The organism is Micromonospora sp. NPDC049102 (assembly GCF_043197485.1).
Lineage (GTDB): Bacteria > Actinomycetota > Actinomycetes > Mycobacteriales > Micromonosporaceae > Micromonospora.
In genome coordinates this window covers 54,981-70,208 of record NZ_JBICTE010000009.1, presented here as the reverse complement: position 1 = coordinate 70,208, position 15,228 = coordinate 54,981, and the positions used below count along the sequence as shown (strand labels likewise).

13 protein-coding genes are annotated in these 15,228 nt (G+C 72.2%); 7 read left to right on the top strand and 6 right to left on the bottom strand.

Features of this window, described 5'->3' with window-relative positions; genetic code table 11:
* Positions 1–26: 26 nt before the first annotated feature.
* Genes ACGFH9_RS12210 through ACGFH9_RS12185 form a run of 6 tightly spaced genes read right to left on the bottom strand, consistent with a single transcriptional unit; the run spans position 27 to position 5,894 of the window.
* Positions 27–911, bottom strand: coding sequence for a PmoA family protein (locus ACGFH9_RS12210; protein ID WP_393217731.1), 885 nt, complete (start codon positions 909–911; stop codon positions 27–29).
* Positions 908–1,567 (bottom strand): hypothetical protein, encoded by a 660-nt coding sequence (locus tag ACGFH9_RS12205; RefSeq protein ID WP_393217730.1) that lies wholly within the window; start codon positions 1,565–1,567, stop codon positions 908–910. The genes ACGFH9_RS12210 and ACGFH9_RS12205 overlap by 4 nt, the downstream gene beginning before the upstream one ends.
* Positions 1,551–2,387 (bottom strand): carbohydrate ABC transporter permease, encoded by an 837-nt coding sequence (locus ACGFH9_RS12200; RefSeq protein WP_393217729.1) that lies wholly within the window; start codon positions 2,385–2,387, stop codon positions 1,551–1,553. Before ACGFH9_RS12200 ends, ACGFH9_RS12205 begins: the two co-directional genes overlap by 17 nt.
* Complete coding sequence (locus tag ACGFH9_RS12195) at positions 2,387–3,364, bottom strand: carbohydrate ABC transporter permease (RefSeq protein ID WP_393217727.1); 978 nt, start codon at positions 3,362–3,364, stop codon at positions 2,387–2,389. Before ACGFH9_RS12195 ends, ACGFH9_RS12200 begins: the two co-directional genes overlap by 1 nt.
* Before the next feature lie 33 nt (positions 3,365–3,397).
* A complete protein-coding gene (locus ACGFH9_RS12190; RefSeq protein WP_393217726.1) occupies positions 3,398–4,744 on the bottom strand; it encodes an ABC transporter substrate-binding protein in 1,347 nt (448 codons plus the stop codon).
* Between the two features lie 19 nt (positions 4,745–4,763).
* Positions 4,764–5,894: a LacI family DNA-binding transcriptional regulator gene (locus ACGFH9_RS12185; protein ID WP_393217724.1), complete on the bottom strand. Its 1,131-nt coding sequence runs from the start codon at positions 5,892–5,894 to the stop codon at positions 4,764–4,766.
* Between the two features lie 240 nt (positions 5,895–6,134).
* Here ACGFH9_RS12185 and ACGFH9_RS12180 point away from each other — a divergent pair, with 240 nt between their 5' ends.
* From ACGFH9_RS12180 to ACGFH9_RS12150, 7 genes are all read left to right on the top strand, one after another.
* Positions 6,135–7,463 (top strand): Gfo/Idh/MocA family protein, encoded by a 1,329-nt coding sequence (locus ACGFH9_RS12180; protein WP_393217722.1) that lies wholly within the window; start codon positions 6,135–6,137, stop codon positions 7,461–7,463.
* Between the two features lie 19 nt (positions 7,464–7,482).
* Positions 7,483–8,916 (top strand): glucuronate isomerase, encoded by a 1,434-nt coding sequence (gene uxaC, locus ACGFH9_RS12175; protein ID WP_393217720.1) that lies wholly within the window; start codon positions 7,483–7,485, stop codon positions 8,914–8,916.
* Positions 8,917–8,971: 55 nt separating this feature from the next.
* A complete protein-coding gene (locus tag ACGFH9_RS12170) occupies positions 8,972–10,276 on the top strand; it encodes an enolase C-terminal domain-like protein (RefSeq protein ID WP_393217718.1) in 1,305 nt (434 codons plus the stop codon).
* Positions 10,267–11,760: a mannitol dehydrogenase family protein gene (locus ACGFH9_RS12165; RefSeq protein WP_393217717.1), complete on the top strand. Its 1,494-nt coding sequence runs from the start codon at positions 10,267–10,269 to the stop codon at positions 11,758–11,760. The genes ACGFH9_RS12170 and ACGFH9_RS12165 overlap by 10 nt, the downstream gene beginning before the upstream one ends.
* A 25-nt stretch (positions 11,761–11,785) precedes the next feature.
* Positions 11,786–12,985 (top strand): Gfo/Idh/MocA family protein, encoded by a 1,200-nt coding sequence (locus ACGFH9_RS12160; RefSeq protein WP_393217715.1) that lies wholly within the window; start codon positions 11,786–11,788, stop codon positions 12,983–12,985.
* 15 nt (positions 12,986–13,000) lie between these two features.
* Positions 13,001–14,344, top strand: coding sequence for a polysaccharide lyase family 1 protein (locus ACGFH9_RS12155; protein ID WP_393217713.1), 1,344 nt, complete (start codon positions 13,001–13,003; stop codon positions 14,342–14,344).
* Between the two features lie 83 nt (positions 14,345–14,427).
* The gene (locus ACGFH9_RS12150) at positions 14,428–15,153 is read left to right on the top strand and encodes an HD domain-containing protein (protein WP_393217711.1); all 726 of its coding nucleotides are present in this window, start codon (positions 14,428–14,430) and stop codon (positions 15,151–15,153) included.
* The last annotated feature ends 75 nt before the right edge of the window (positions 15,154–15,228 follow it).

The following is a 15,228-nucleotide window of genomic DNA, read 5'->3' as shown; positions in this document are numbered from 1 at the left end:
GCGCTCGGCGTGTCGTGACACTAACTTCATGATCGACGGTCGTCGGCGAGGGTCGCGCACCGGTTGGGGTTCAGGGTGCCGTCGCAGATCCACACCTGGTAGTGGCCCTGGCGGGTGGTGCCGGCCGGCAGCACCGCCGGTTGGTCGAAGGCGAACGCCACGCAGACGCCCGGATACATCGCGGTCCGCACGAACCACCGGTCGCCGGGCCCGAGGCCCGCGAAGACCAGGGTGTACGCCCCACCGCCCGGCCCGGTGCCGGTCAGCGCCAGCCACGGGGCCGCGCTGCCGTTGACCGCCTCCTCCCCCGCCGCCTCGGCGGTGAACACCGTCGCCTCGCCCCCGGCGGCGACCGCTCGCCAGAAGAACCCGCCGTAGCCGGCCCCGCCGGGGCGGCCGTTGGTGGCCGGGCTGCCCAGGTGTACCGCCGGGCCGGTTGGCGCGGTGAGCGTGGAGTCCAGGTCGAGCCGCCAGGTGCCCGGTGTCACGGCCGACGCGGCGAGCTCACGCCGCTCGGTGAGCAGCACCCCACCTCGCGGGTCGCGCCACTGGAGCCGGTGGGCGAGCAGGTCGGCCGACCGCCGCGTCCAGCCGGTGTGGACGATCCGCCCGTGGTCGTCGCGCCAGGTGTAGCCGACGTCGCGGACGTAGGTACGCCCACCCCAGAGGTTGGTGCCGTCGACGTCCTGCACGGCGAGGGACGCCCCGAGGTGCCAGACGTGGTCGGCGGGGAGCGCGTCCGTGACGACAGTGCCGCCGAGGGTGCGTACCGGGTGCAGGTACGGCCGGGGACCGTGCCGCGCGTCCAGCACGGGGTCGACGACGTACCGGGCCACCTCGGTCCCGTCGACGAGCAGCCGCGCCGGCTCCGCACCGGCCGGGGCAGGGCCGGCAGCGTGATCGGTGCTCACGGCAGCTCCGGGCGGACGGCGGCCGGCTCGCGGCTGCCGACGTCAGCGGGGGCCGGCCGGCGGGCGGCGACGGCGTGCAGGGCCGCCACTGTGTATCCGGCGAGGATCGGCACGGCCACCGGCGTGACCAGGACGGCGAGCAGCCCGGCCACAGCCGTCACGCCGGTCAGGGCCAGCCAGTGGGCGGGCGCGTCGAGGCAGGCGCGGGCGGAGGACCGGGCCGCGACCCGCCACCGCCCACCCCCGTTGCATCCCGCCTCGACGACGACCAGTCCGGCGTACCCGGCCAGAGCCGCCGCGACCAGCCCGGTCACCGCCAGCGCCGGCGGGCCACCGGGCACCCGTCCGGCGGCCAGCGCCACCAGGTCGGCCGCGAGCAGCCCGAGCGCGGTGAACGCCAGCAGGCTGACCGGCACACCGGGCAGCACCGACCGGGCGAACCGGCGCGCGGTGGCTCGCGCCGACGGCCAACTGCCGGTACGCGTCCAGTCGTGCACCGCCGCGCTGGCCGTACCGGCCGCCGCCGCGGCGGTGAACAGCGGTGCCGCCGCGAGGGTCAGCAGGATGCCGAGCAGCGCGAGGTCGGCGGCGTCACGGGCGACGTCCCGCCAGTTCCGCCGTCCGTCGACGTCGATCGGCTCAGCCCTTGATGCCACCGGTGTTGATCCCCTCGACGAGCATCCGTTGGAACGCGACGAAGAACAGGAAGACCGGCAGCAGCGACAGCACCGACATGGCGAACATCGGCCCGACCGCGCTCTGACTCGTCGAGTCGATGAAGAGGGTCAGCGCCACCGGCACCGTGTAGTCCTTCAGCTGGGACAGGAAGACCAGCTGGCGGAAGAAGTCGTTCCAGGTCCAGATGAAGGAGAAGATCGCCGTGGTGACCAGGGCGGGACGGCTCAGCGGCAGGATGATGTGCCGGAAGATGCCGTACGGGCCGGCGCCGTCGATCCGGGCCGCCTCGTCCAACTCGCGCGGGATGCCCCGCATGAACTGCACCATGAGGAACACGAAGAACGCCTCGGTGGCCAGGAACTGCGGGATGAGCAGCGGCAGGTAGGGCCACTCGCCGCCGACCAGGCCGAGGGTGCGGAACAGGATGTACTGCGGCACGATCAGCACGTGCTGGGGCAGCAGCAACGTGCCGATCATGACGGCGAACCACATCCCGCGCAGCCGGAACCTCAGCCGGGCGAAGGCGTACGCGGCCAGCAGGCAGGAGAGCCCGTTGCCGACGACGGTGAGCAGGCTGACCAGCGCGCTGTTGAGGAAGAACCGGCCGAAGCTGACGTCGAAGTTGGACCACCCGGCCGGGTAGTTGCCGGGGGTGAACCGCTCGGGCAGCAACCCGATGTTGTTGACGATCTCCTCCTGGGACTTGACCGAGGTGCCGACCATCCAGATCAGCGGGTAGAGCACCACGACCACGATCGCCACCAGGATCAGCAGTCGCAGGATCGGACGGCCGCGCATCACCGGTCCTCCCCGTCGGAGTAGTGCACCCAGAACCGTCCGGTGCTGAAGAAGATCGCCGTGAGCACCGCGATGGCGAGCAGGAACACCCAGGCCATCGCCGACGCGTAGCCCATCTCCAGGTCGGTGAAGCCGGTGATGTAGAGGTTCAGCGTGTACATCAGGGTGGAGTCGACCGGTCCGCCGGTGCCGTTACTGAGCACGAACGCGGCGGTGAAGCCCTGGAAACCGTTGATCGTCTCCAGCACCAGGTTGAAGAAGATCACCGGGGAGAGCATCGGCAGCGTGACGTTGCGGAACTGGCGGAACCGGCCGGCCCCGTCCACCGAGGCCGCCTCGTACAGCTCGGTGGGCACCTGCTTGAGCCCGGCCAGGAAGATCACCATCGGCGCGCCGAACTGCCAGATGGCCAGCACCATCAGCGTCTCCAGGGCCCAGTCCGGGTCGTTCACCCACGGCCTGCCCTCGATGCCGACGAGACCCAGCAACGAGTTGAACGCCCCGTCGCGGTTGAACATGTTGACCCACACGATGGCCAGCGCGACGCTGCCGCCGAGCAGCGACGGCAGGTAGAACAGGCCCCGGAACAGCCCGACGCCGCGCCACGCGCGGTTGAGCAGCAGCGCCACCCCGAGCGCCGCCGCCAGCTTCAGGGGTACGGCGACCAGCGCGAAGGTCAGGGTGACCCGCACCGCATGCCAGTACGACGGGTCGGCGGTGAACATCCGCTCGTAGTTGGCCAGCCCCACCCACCGGGCCTCGGAGAACGGGGTGAGGATGTCGTAGTTGGTGAAGCTCAGGTAGAGCGACAGCAGCATGGGAACGGCCGTGACACCCAGCAGGCCGATGAGCCACGGCGACAGGAAGACGTACCCCGCCAGACCTTCGCTGTGCCCGCTGGTGCCGGGCCCACGCCGCGCGGCGTGGGCCCGGTCGGGGCCGCGTCGGGCCTTGACGGGCGCCGTGGTCAACGCCACGAGCAGCTCCTCTCCTCGCCCGGTGGGGGCGGGTCAGGCGATGGCGGCCTTGCACGCCTCGACGAACTGGGCGGCGGCCTGCGCGGGGGTGGCCCGGCCGTACTGGGCGCTCTCGGCGGCCTTGACCAGCTCGGACTTGACCGTGCTGTGTCCCTTGATCGGCACCTGCGGCGACGCGCCGAACTTCTGCGTCAGCTCCGCCTCGACGGCGATCGACTGCTTCATCGCGGGGTCGGTGGTGTCGTCGCTGACCACCCGACGCAGGTCCAGGTTGGACGGCAGCCCACGGTCCGTGCCGAGCAGCTTGACGACTTCCTGGTCGTTGTTCAGGAAGTTGATCACGTCGACCGCGACGTCCTTCTTCTTGCTGCCCTTGAAGACCGACCAGTACATCGAGGCCCGGGCCCACTGCGCGCTGGGATCGCCGGGGTACGCGACGACACCCAACTCGTTCTTGGTGTTCTTCTTCAGGTCCGGCATCTGGTTTGCCCAGACCCAGGACGTCGCGGACTTGCCGGTGACCACCAACTGCTTGGTGACGTCGCTGGAGTTGCCCTCGTGGATGACGTCGGCGGTCGGGGTGGCCTTGCGGTCCCGGGCGCCCTTCCACAGGTCGAACCACGCGGTCACGTCCTCGGCGGTGAAGCCCAGCTCCTTGCCCTTGTAGAGGTCCTTGCCCTGCTGGCGCAGCCAGACCCAGAACGCCTTGTAGTCGGCGCTCGGGTCCTGCGTGCCGGGCACGCCGGTCTTACGGGACACCTCCTCGGCCCAGGCGATGTGCTGCTCCCAGCTCATCCCGGTGGTCGGCTCGGGCAGGTTGTGCGTGGACAGCAGCGTCTTGTTGTAGACGAGCCCCTGGGTGTTCTCCCCGGCGGCCAGGCCGGCGAGCTTGCCGTCGACGACGCCGTACTGCCAGAGGCTCTTGGGGAACTTGGAGGTGTCCAGCCTGCCGGACTCCTGGTACGAGGTGAGGTCGAGCGTGGTGTTGCGGGCCGCGTACTCGGCGAGGTAGTTGTCGTCGATCTGGAACAGGTCCGGCGGGTTGCCACCGGCGGTGAGCGTGGCGAGCTTGTCGAAGTAGCCCTGGTTGGCCTGCCAGGTCTTCTCGAAGGTCACGTTGGGATGCTTCCTGGTGTAGAGGGCGAGGGCGTCCTCGGTCAGCTTGGCCCGGGCGTCGCCGCCCCACCAGAAGATCGAGAGCTTGACCGGGGCGTTCGGGTCGGCGGCGCCGTCGTCGTCGCCGCAGGCGGCGGCGCCGAACAGCAGTGGCGCGGCGACCGTCGCGGCGAGCAGGCCGCGCAGCAGCCGCCGCCGGGGCAGCGGGGTACCGTGACGACGCCCGACGGGCGTGCCAGTGGTGGGGGACGTTGCGGGGTGCATGTGCGCTCACTCCTCGGCTTTAGGAGGCGACGGCATCACCGGTGGCCGCGGTCGGGACGCCCGGGCCCGCAGGGCAGTGCGGGTCCGGGCCTTGGGGCGCGGCCAGGGGACGTGCCGGTCGGGCGTGCGGACCCGGACCGGTCGAGTCGCGGATGACCAGGTCGGTCTGGAGCATTACCTGTGCGGTGGTACGACGGACGCCGACCGCCGTGCCGGCACCGGGCCCTCGCGCGCCGCGCGGTGACTCGATGTCCTGTTGCAGCAGCATGTCGACGGCCGTCCGGCCGGCGGCCCCGGTGGGTGTGGCCACCGTCGTCAATTTGGGTCGGGTGAGCCGGCTCAGGGCGATGTCGTCGACCCCGACGACACTCACCTCCTGCGGCACCCGGACCCCGAGCGCGTCCAGCCCTTCGATAAGGCCGATCGCCATCAGGTCGTTGTAGGCGAGCACGGCCGTCACGCCGCTTCGTCGTACCTGCTCCGCCACGGCGGAGCCGCCGGTCTCGGTGGGCGCGTTGGGGCCGAGCACGGTCAGCTCCCCGCCACCCGCCCGGGCGGCGGGGACGGCGGCGCGGCGCATCTCCCGGTTGGTCCACGAGCTGCGCGGCCCGCCGAGCAGGGCGATGTGGCGGTGACCGAGACCGATGAGGTGCTCGACGGCCGACCGGGCTCCCTGTCCGACGTCCATCAGCACGCACGGCAAGCCGGTGACCTGACGGTTCACCACGACCAGCGGCACCTCGCGGCTGAGCTGTTCGATCAGGCTGTTGCTCATCCGGGGGCTGCACAGCAGCACCCCGTCGACCTGCTTCGCGAGGGCGTGGACCAGCTCCTCCTCGGCGGTCGGGTCCTCGTTGGTGTCGGCCACGAAGACGTGGTAGTCGCGGTGGCGTGCCTGGCTCTCCGCCGCCTTGATCAGCGGCGGGAAGAACGGGTTCGCGATGTCGGCGATGATCAGGCCGATGTTGTGCGTACGCCCGGTGATGAGGGCGCGGGCGGCACGGTTCGGTCGGTAGCCCAGGTCCTCCGCGCAGGCCAGCACCCGGACCCGGGTCTCGGGGTTGACCAGGTGCGGTGCCGAGAAGGTGCGGGACACGGTGGAGATGTGCACCCCGGAGGCGCGGGCGACGTCACGGATGGTGACTGGCACGGCGGCCCCTTCGTCCGAATGCGGCGGCGGTCACGCGGGTGCCGCCAATTAATGCAAACGGTTGCTCCACTGTCAACGGTGAATGTTTGCAGCTCTGTTGCGTCGACGCTCCCATTGGTGACCTTCAACCCCGCAAAAGCCCATATTTGCCACCGATTGCGCCGTCGTCGTTGACGTCGTGATATCGATCGTGGTTACTTCACTGCAAACCTTTGCAGGGATCACCCGGAAGGCGAGCGCATGTCACCGAGATCCGGCGGGCGAGTCCGGTACGCCGTCGTGGGCACCGGCGCGCGGGCCGAGATGTTCGTCCGGGCCCTGGTGCTCGATCACGCCGACACCACCGAGCTGGTCGCCTTCGCCGACGTCAACCAGGCCCGGATGGACGCGCACAACCGCTGGCTGGGCGAGCTGGGGCACCCGCCGGTGCCCACCTACCGAGCCGCTGACTTCGCGGGCATGTTGGACCGACAACGTGTCGACGTCGTCCTGGTGACCAGCGTGGACGTCACCCACGACGAGTACGTGGTGGCGGCGCTGCGTGCCGGCCGGGACGTCGTCACCGAGAAGCCGATGACCGTCGACGCGGCCCGCTGCCGGCGCATCCTGGACGCGGTGACCGAGACCGGCGCCCGGGTGACGGTGGCGTTCAACTACCGCTACAACCCACTGCACGAGCAGGTCCGCCGCCTGCTCGCCGACGGCGCGGTCGGCGAGATCGGCTCGGTGCACTTCGAGTGGCTGCTCGACGTACGCCACGGCGCCGACTACTTCCGGCGTTGGCACCGCGACAAGGCCACCTCCGGCGGGTTGATGGTGCACAAGGCCAGCCACCACTTCGACCTGGTCAACTGGTGGTTGGGGGCCACTCCGGTCGAGGTGTACGCGGCCGGCCGGCTCTTCTTCTACGGCGAGGACGGTCGCCGGCACGGCTACGCCCGCGACTACGACCGGGCGTACGGCTCCCCCGCCGCCGTCGACGACCCGTTCGCGCTGCGACTGGACGCCCACCCCCGGCTGCGCGAGCTGTACCTCGACGCCGAGGCCGAGGACGGCTACCAGCGCGACCGCAACGTCTTCGCCCCCGGCGTGAGCATCGAGGACGACATGGCGGTGCTGGCCCGCTACTCCACCGGCGCGACGATGAGCTACCACCTCACCGCGTACGCCCCCTGGGAGGGTTACCGGGTGATGGTGAACGGCAGCCGGGGACGGCTGGAGCTGGAGGTGACCGAGAACGACTACGTCGACCGGGGCACGGCCGGCGCGGTCAAGGGCGCGGCCCTGCACGGCGTCGAGGCGCCCGCCGAGGGGGGCGGCGCGACACTGACCGTACGTCCCTTCTGGGAACCGCCCCGGCGGATCCCCGTCGAGGGTCGCACCCGCCAGGGACACGGCGGCGCGGACGCCCGGATGACCGCGGTGCTCCTCGGCGGCCAGCCCGATCCGCTGGGCCGCGCCGCCACGGCCGACGACGGGGCGTTGGCCCTGCTCACCGGCCTGGCCGCCAACCGGTCCTTCGAGACCGGGCGACCCGTCCGCGTCGCCGACCTGCTCACCCCCCACTGACCAGGAGACGAGGAGTCCCGTGCCGACGTCCGACCACACCGACCTGCTCCTGCCGGCCGAGCCGGGCCAGCGCGCGCTGGCCCGGGAGCTGTACGCCCTCGCGGCGCGGCAGCCGATCATCTCGCCGCACGGGCACGTCGACCCGGCCCTGCTCGCCGAGGACCGACCCTTCCCCGACCCGGCGCGGCTGCTCATCGTGCCCGACCACTACCTGACGAGGATGCTGCTCAGCCAGGGCGTACCCCCGGCGGACCTGGGGGTGCCCACCCGTGACGGCGGTCCGGTCGAGGCCGACGGGCGGGTGATCTGGCGGCGCTTCGCGGCGCACTGGCACCTGTTCCGGGGCACCCCGTCGCGGCTCTGGCTGGAGCAGACCCTCCGCACCGTCTTCGGGGTCCACACCCCGCTGGGCCCGGCCACCGCCGACGCCGTCTACGACGAGATCGCAGCGCGGCTCGCCGAGCCGGCCTTCCGGCCCCGGGCGCTGTTCGAACGCTTCGGCATCGAGGTCCTCGCCACCACCGAGTCGCCCCTGGACGACCTCGCGCAACACGCCAAGCTCGCGGCCGACGGGTGGGGCGGGCCGGGCGGTCGGGTGGTCACCACGTTCCGTCCCGACGACGTGGTGGACATGGAGTTCGAGGGCTGGTCGGGCAACGTGGCCCGCCTCGGTGAGCTGGCCGGCGAGGACACCGGCACGTACACCGGCTATCTGGCCGCCCTGCGGGCTCGCCGGGCCGCGTTCATCGCGGCCGGCGCGACCTCGTCGGACCACGGGCATCCCACCGCACGCACCCTGGACCTGAGCCCGGCGCAGGCCGCGCGACTCTACGACCGGGGGCTGCGCGGCGAGGCGGACGCCGCTGACGCGGAGGCGTTCCGGGCGCACATGCTCATGGAGTTCGCCCGCATGTCCCTCGACGACGGCCTGGTGCTGCAACTGCACCCCGGCGCGGTGCGCAACCACAACCGCTGGCTGTACGAGCGGCACGGCCGCGACGTCGGCGGCGACGTGCCGCAGGCCACCGAGTACGTGCACGCGCTGGCCCCGCTGCTGGCCCGCTACGGCAACGACCCCCGGCTGACGGTGGTGCTCTACACCCTCGACGAGGACACCTTCACCCGCGAGCTGGCACCCCTGGCGGGCGGGTACGCCGCGCTGCTGCTCGGGGCGCCCTGGTGGTTCCTGGACTCCCCCGAGGCGCTGCGGCGGTTCCGGGAGACGGTCACCGAGAGCGCCGGCTTCTACAACACCACCGGGTTCGTCGACGACACCCGGGCGTTCTGCTCGATCCCGGTACGCCACGACGTGGCCCGCCGTGTCGACGCCGGTTTCCTGGCCCGGCTGGTCGCCGAGGACCGGCTGGCGATGGACGAGGCCGCCGAGACGATCGTCGACCTGGCGTACCGGCTGCCCAAGCGGGTCTTCCACTTCGAAGGGGTCGACCAGTGAGCGCGAGGAGTGCAGCGCAGCGGAGCCCCGCAGTCGCGAACGAGAGGCTGGCCCAGTGAGTGTCACCATCACGTCCGTCGACGTGCACGACGTACGGTTCCCGACCGCCGCCCGGGGCGACGGGTCCGACGCGATCAACCGGGGCGACTACTCGGCGACGTACGTCGAGCTGGGTACCGACGCCGGACCGGTCGGCACCGGGTTCACCTTCACCAACGGGCGGGGCAACGAGATCACCTGCGCGGCGGTGCGGGCGCTGGCCCACCACGTCGAGGGTCGTACGGTCGAGGAGATCGCCGCCGAGCCGGTGGCGTTCTGGCGCTCGCTCAGCGCCGACGTGCAGTTGCGCTGGCTGGGCCCGGAGAAGGGCGTCATCCACATGGCGACCGGGGCGCTCGTCAACGCCGTGTGGGACCTGCGGGCCAGGCTGGCCGGCAAGCCGATGTGGCGGTTCCTGGCCGAGCTGCCCACCGACGACCTCGTCGCCAGCGTCGACTTCCGGCACATCAGTGACGCGCTCACACCCGACGAGGCGGCGACGATCCTCGACAAGGGATTAATCGGAGGGGATGGCCGGATCGCGGAACTCAAGCAGAGTGGTTTTCCTTCGTACACCACCTCGGTCGGGTGGCTCGGCTACCCCGACGAGAAGGTGCGGGCGCTGACCCGGCAGGCGTACGACGACGGCTGGCGGGCGATGAAGATGAAGGTCGGCGGGCCGCTCGCGGACGACCTGCGCCGGGCCCGGATCATCCGCTCCGAGATCGGCCCGGACACGCTGTTGATGATGGACGCCAACCAGGTCTGGGACGTCGACGAGGCGATCGCGGCGATGACCGCCCTCGCGGAGGTGGACCCGTACTGGATCGAGGAGCCGACCCACGCCGACGACATCCTCGGTCACGCCCGGATCAACCGCGCCGTCGCCGAGCTGACCGGCGGCCGGTGTCGGGTGGCCACCGGGGAGGTCGCCGCCAACCGGGTGATCTTCAAGCAGTTGTTGCAGGCCGAGGCGATCGGCGTGATGCAGGTCGACGCGTGCCGGGTCGGCGGCGTCGACGAGGTCCTGGCCGAGCTGCTGCTGGCCGCGAAGTTCGGGGTGCCGGTCTGCCCGCACGCGGGCGGAGTCGGCCTCTGCGAGTACGTCCAGCACCTGGCGATCTTCGACTACCTGCGGGTGGGCGTCAGCCTCGACGGTCGGATGATCGAGTACGTCGACCACCTGCACGAGCACTTCGTCGACCCGGTGCGCACCCGCGGTGGCCGCTACCTGCTGCCCGACCGGCCCGGTTACAGCGCCGCCATGAAACCGTCGTCGATCGCCGAGTTCCGCTTCCCGGACGGTCCGGCATGGCGGTGACCGTCGGCGCGTCCCGCCTCGGCCTGGGGGTGCTGCGCCACCTGCCCGTCGAGTCCCGACCCCTCGTCCGGCCGGGCACCGTGCCGACGGGCGTCGTACACCTGGGGTTGGGCGCGTTCCACCGCGCCCACCAGGCGGTCTACACCGAGGCGGCGGTCGGCGCGGCCGGCGGCGACTGGGGCATCGTGGCCGTCGCCCCGCGCAGCACCGCCCTGGTCGAGGCGCTCGCCGCCCAGGACAACCTGTTCAGCGTGAGCACCCTCTCGGCGGCCGGTGCCACCACCCGGGTCGTGGGGGCGCTCAGCGGCGTACGGCACGCGCCGAGCGACCCGGACGCCGTGGTGGCGTTGCTCGCCGATCCGGCCGTCCGCGTCGTGACGCTCACCGTGACCGAGAAGGCGTACCAACTCGATCCGGTGACCGGCCGCTTGTCCCCGGACGCCGCCCTCGCCGCGGACCTCGCGGGCCTTCGGGCCCCGACGACAGTGCCGGGTCTGCTGCTGCGCGGACTGGCCGCCCGCGCCGCCGCCGACGCCGGGCCGGTCGCCCTCGTCAGCTGCGACAACCTGCCGGCCAACGGCCGGCGACTGCGCGGTCTGGTCGACCAGGGGATCGAGCGGGCCGCCGGAACGCCGACCGGGTTGGTCGACTGGGTGGCCGCGAACGTGACCTGTCCGGGCACCATGGTGGACCGGATCGTGCCGGCCAGCACCCCGGAGACGTTCGACGCGGCCCGCCGGGCGCTCGGCGTGACCGACCTGGCCGCGGTGGCCGCCGAGCCGTACGCCCAGTGGGTGATCGAGGACGACTTCCCGGGCGGACGGCCAGGTTGGGAGCACGCCGGTGCGGTGCTGACCGACGACGCCGGCCCGTGGGAGCGGTTGAAGCTGCGCGCCCTCAACGGCGTGCACTCGGCCGTGGCGTACCTCGGCGCCCTGGCCGGCCGGGAGACCATCGCCGAGGCCCTGGAGATCCCGCACCTGACCGACGTGCTGCGCCGGCTGATCGCCGAGGACGTGGCGGCCAGCTTCCGACCGCCGGACGGGGTGCGGGTCGTCGACTACGGCGAGCAGGTCCTGGCCCGGTTCGGCAACCCGGCGATCCGGCACCGCACCCTCCAGGTCGCCACCGACGGCTCGCAGAAGTTGCCGCAACGCGTCCTGCAGACCATCGCCGACCTGCGCGCGTCCGGGCGGTCCGCGCGCTGGGGCGCGCTGGTCGTGGCGTCCTGGTTGCGCTTCGCGCTGGGGTACGCCGACGACGGCCGACCGCTGCCGTTGCAGGACCCTCTCGCGGGGCCGATCCGGGCCGCTCTGGACGCCGGTGCGCAGAGCCCGGCCGGCGCGGTGGACGCCGTCTTCGCGCTGCACGAGGTCATCCCGGCCGAAGTCGCCGACGACGACGAGGTACGCGCCCAGGTGACCGCCTGGCTCACCGCGCTCGGACGACACGGCGTCGAGGCGACCCTGGCCGGCGCCCGGTGAACCGGTCGACGTCGGCGGGCGTGTCGTGAACGGGTCGGTGCCGCCGACGACGGTGGCGGTCGTCGGGGCGAACGGGCACGGCCACTGGCACCGGCGTGGGATCGCGCCGCTGCACGCCGACGGTCGCCTGCGACTCGTCGCTCTCGTCGACGTCCAACCGGTGCGCGACGAACGGGAGGCGCCCGTGCCGCCCGGCGTCGGCGTGTTCACCGACCACCGCGCGATGCTCGCCGCCACCCGTCCGGAGGTGGTGGTGATCTGCACCCCGCCGCACACCCACCTGCCGATCGCCCGCGACGCCGTCGCGGCCGGCGCGGACCTGCTGCTGGAGAAGCCTCCGGTGCTGTCGCTGGCCGAGCACCACGAGCTGACCGACACGCTCGCGGCGGCCGGCCGGTTGGCACAGGTCGGTTTCCAGGCGCTCGGTTCGGCGGCGCTGACCGCGCTGACCGACGCGCTGGCCGCGGGCCGACTGGGCACGGTCACCGGCATCTCCACCGTCGCCGCCTGGCAACGGCCGGACGCCTACTACACCCGCTCCCGCTGGGCCGGCCGACGAAGCCTGGACGGCCGGCCGGTGCTGGACGGCGCACTGGCGAACCCGTTCGCGCACGCGGTGATGCAGTGCCTGGCGGTCGCCGAGGCGCTGGGCGGGGCGCCACCGTGGCCGGTCGCGATCGAGGTGGAGCGCTATCGGGTCCGGCCGATCGAGGTGGAGGACACGGCGGTGCTGCGCGTCCGGTTCCGCGCCGGCCCACCCGTGCTGGCGGCGGTCACCCTCGCCTCGCCGGAGTTCGTGGCGGGCGAGGTGGTGGTGACCGGCATGAGCGGGCAGGCGGTGCTGGAGTACCCGACCGACCGGTTGCGCCTGCCCGGCGACGCGGTGACCCGCCGCGTCCCCGGTCGACGGGGCCTGTTGGAGAACCTGCTCGCCCACCGGATCGACCCCGCCGCGGTGCCGCTGATCGCGCCGTTGGCCCGTACCGCGCCGTTCACCGCGCTGCTGGACGCGCTGCGGGCCGCGCCCGAACCCCGACTGCTCGACGACGACCTCATCGACTCCGTGGGCGACGGCGGGGAGCGGATTCGCCACCTGAGGAGGGTGGTCGACGTGCTGCGCCGCTGCGCCGAACGGGGATCGCTGCCCAGCGAACTGGGCGTGCCGTGGGCGGTGCCCGCGTACCGCGCCGACCTGACGGGTCCGCTGCCCGACCACCACCCCTGATTTCGGGAGAGTGCCATGCGCAGAACAACCCTCGTGGGCGTCACGGTGGCCGCCCTGCTCCTCGCCGCCGCGCCGGCCTCGGCCGCGTCCCGGCCCGACCCGCTCCCGTGGTTGGCGCACCAGCTCGGACGACAGACGCTGCCCGATCGGGACGGCTGGGCCGCCGAGGGACCGGGCACGACCGGCGGTTCGGCAGCCACGCCGGAACGGACCAGCGTGGTGCACAGCCGCGCCGAACTGGTGGCGGCCCTCGGCGGCGACAACGCCGGGAACGCCACCGACGCCACCCCGAAACTGATCTACGTGGACGGTGCCGTCGACGGCTTCGAAGGACCCGACGGTACGACGCTGAGCTGCGCCGACCTGGCCGACCCGGCGTACCGCCTGGACGCCTATCTGGCCGCGTACGATCCGGCGGTCTGGGGGCGGGTCGCGCCGGCCGGGCCGCTGGAGGAGGCCCGGGTGCGCTCGGTGGCGAACCAGACCCGCCGGACCCAGATCAACGTGGGTCCGAACACCACGATCATCGGGCTGCGCGGCGCGCGGCTGACCGGCCTCACCCTCATGATCGACCGGGCGTCGAACGTCATCGTCCGCAACCTGACCTTCGTCGACGCCCGGGACTGCTTCCCCGCCTGGTCACCCACGGACGGCGACGCGGGCAACTGGAACAGCCAGTACGACCAGATCTCGGTACGCCGCAGCGAGCACGTCTGGATCGACCACAACACGTTCACCGACGGCGACAACCCGGACAGCGCCCAGCCGAGCTACTTCGGGCGGCCCTACCAGGTGCACGACGGGTCGGTGGACGTCACGCACACCGCCAGCCTGGTCACCGCCTCCTGGAACCGCTTCGTCAGGAGGGACAAGCTGATGCTGATCGGCTCGTCCAACACCGTCGGCCCGGACGTCGGTCGACTGAAGGTCACCCTGCACCACAACCTCTTCGACGGCGTCCTGCAACGGCTCCCCCGGGCGCGCTTCGGCCAGGTCGACGTCTACAACAACCACTACCGGCTCGGCGGGGACGGCTTCCAGTACGCCCTCGGCGTCGGGGTCCAGTCGGCGATCCACGCGGAGAGCAACTTCTTCACCCTGGACCCGACGGTCGACCCGGCCGACCTGCTCTACGACTGGGGTGGCACCGGGCTGACCGAGCGGGGCTCCTGGGTGCGCCAGGGCACCGGCCCGGCCCGACCTGTGGACCTGCTGGCCGCGTACAACGCGGCACACGATCCCGACCTCGCCGCCGACGCCGGCTGGACGCCCACCCTGCGTCGTGATCCCGTCCTGCCGGCGCCACTGGTCCCCCTCGTGGTGAACCCGCTGGCCGGAGCCGACCGGCTGCCGATCTGACGGCTCGACCCGCGGCGGGGTCCGCGGTCGGGTCGGCGACGTAAGGGCCCATCGATGTGGTGAAGATCGGCTATAAGTGACGCATGGACTTCCCGCCGCACCTGGGCAGCATGCCGATGCACGCGATCACCGAGATCCACGGCGAACCGGGCCTGCTGGAGCGCTTCCGGCTGGAGGTCCAACAGTTCGACGACGCCGCCCGCGAACGGTTGACGGCCGCGCTCGACCTGGCCGCCGAGCTGCACCGGGACGACCGGCGCGTTCGTGAGCCGTACCTCAACCACCTGCTGCGGGTGGCGATCCGGCTGATGCACCACTACCAGGTGCGCGACGTGGACGTGATCGTCGCTGGCCTGCTGCACGACGCGGTCGAGGACCACCCGGTCGAGCTGGCCCACGGTGATGCTGGCACCGACCCGACGGGGGCCGCGCTGGCCGCGCTCGCCGCACGGTTCGGGACGCGTGTCGCGACGCTCGTCGCCGCCGTCACCAACCCGGTGTACGACCCCGAGCGGGACCGCAACGAGCAGTACCGCGAGCACCTCGCGGTCAGCCTGGACCGCGAGCCCTGGGCACGGGTGATCAAGGTGTCGGATTTCACCGACAACGGCGTCGGGGTGATCCACACGATCGGGCCGAAGGTCGTCTCGTCGGCTAAGAAGTACCGGCCGCTGGTGCCCCTCTTCCGGGACCTGATCGCCCGGCCGGACACGCCGTTGTCGCAGGAGGTCAAGCGGCACATCTTCAGCCAGCTCGACCTCGCCGAGGAGCGCTTCAGCGCCATCCTGGACCAGCCGGTCCCCAACTGACGCTCGGCCGACCAGCCCGCCAGGTGCCCTGGCAGTCCCCCCAACCTCCGCGCTACCCATCCCACCCCACTGCGC

Coding starts and splice junctions, on each gene's coding strand:
- ACGFH9_RS12200 (WP_393217729.1), bottom strand. CDS start 2,387: ATGCGCGGCCGTCCGATCCTGCGACTGCTGATCCTGGTGGCGATCGTG.
- ACGFH9_RS12190 (WP_393217726.1), bottom strand. CDS start 4,744: ATGCACCCCGCAACGTCCCCCACCACTGGCACGCCCGTCGGGCGTCGT.
- ACGFH9_RS12150 (WP_393217711.1), top strand. CDS start 14,428: ATGGACTTCCCGCCGCACCTGGGCAGCATGCCGATGCACGCGATCACC.
- ACGFH9_RS12165 (WP_393217717.1), top strand. CDS start 10,267: ATGGCGGTGACCGTCGGCGCGTCCCGCCTCGGCCTGGGGGTGCTGCGC.
- ACGFH9_RS12180 (WP_393217722.1), top strand. CDS start 6,135: ATGTCACCGAGATCCGGCGGGCGAGTCCGGTACGCCGTCGTGGGCACC.
- ACGFH9_RS12155 (WP_393217713.1), top strand. CDS start 13,001: ATGCGCAGAACAACCCTCGTGGGCGTCACGGTGGCCGCCCTGCTCCTC.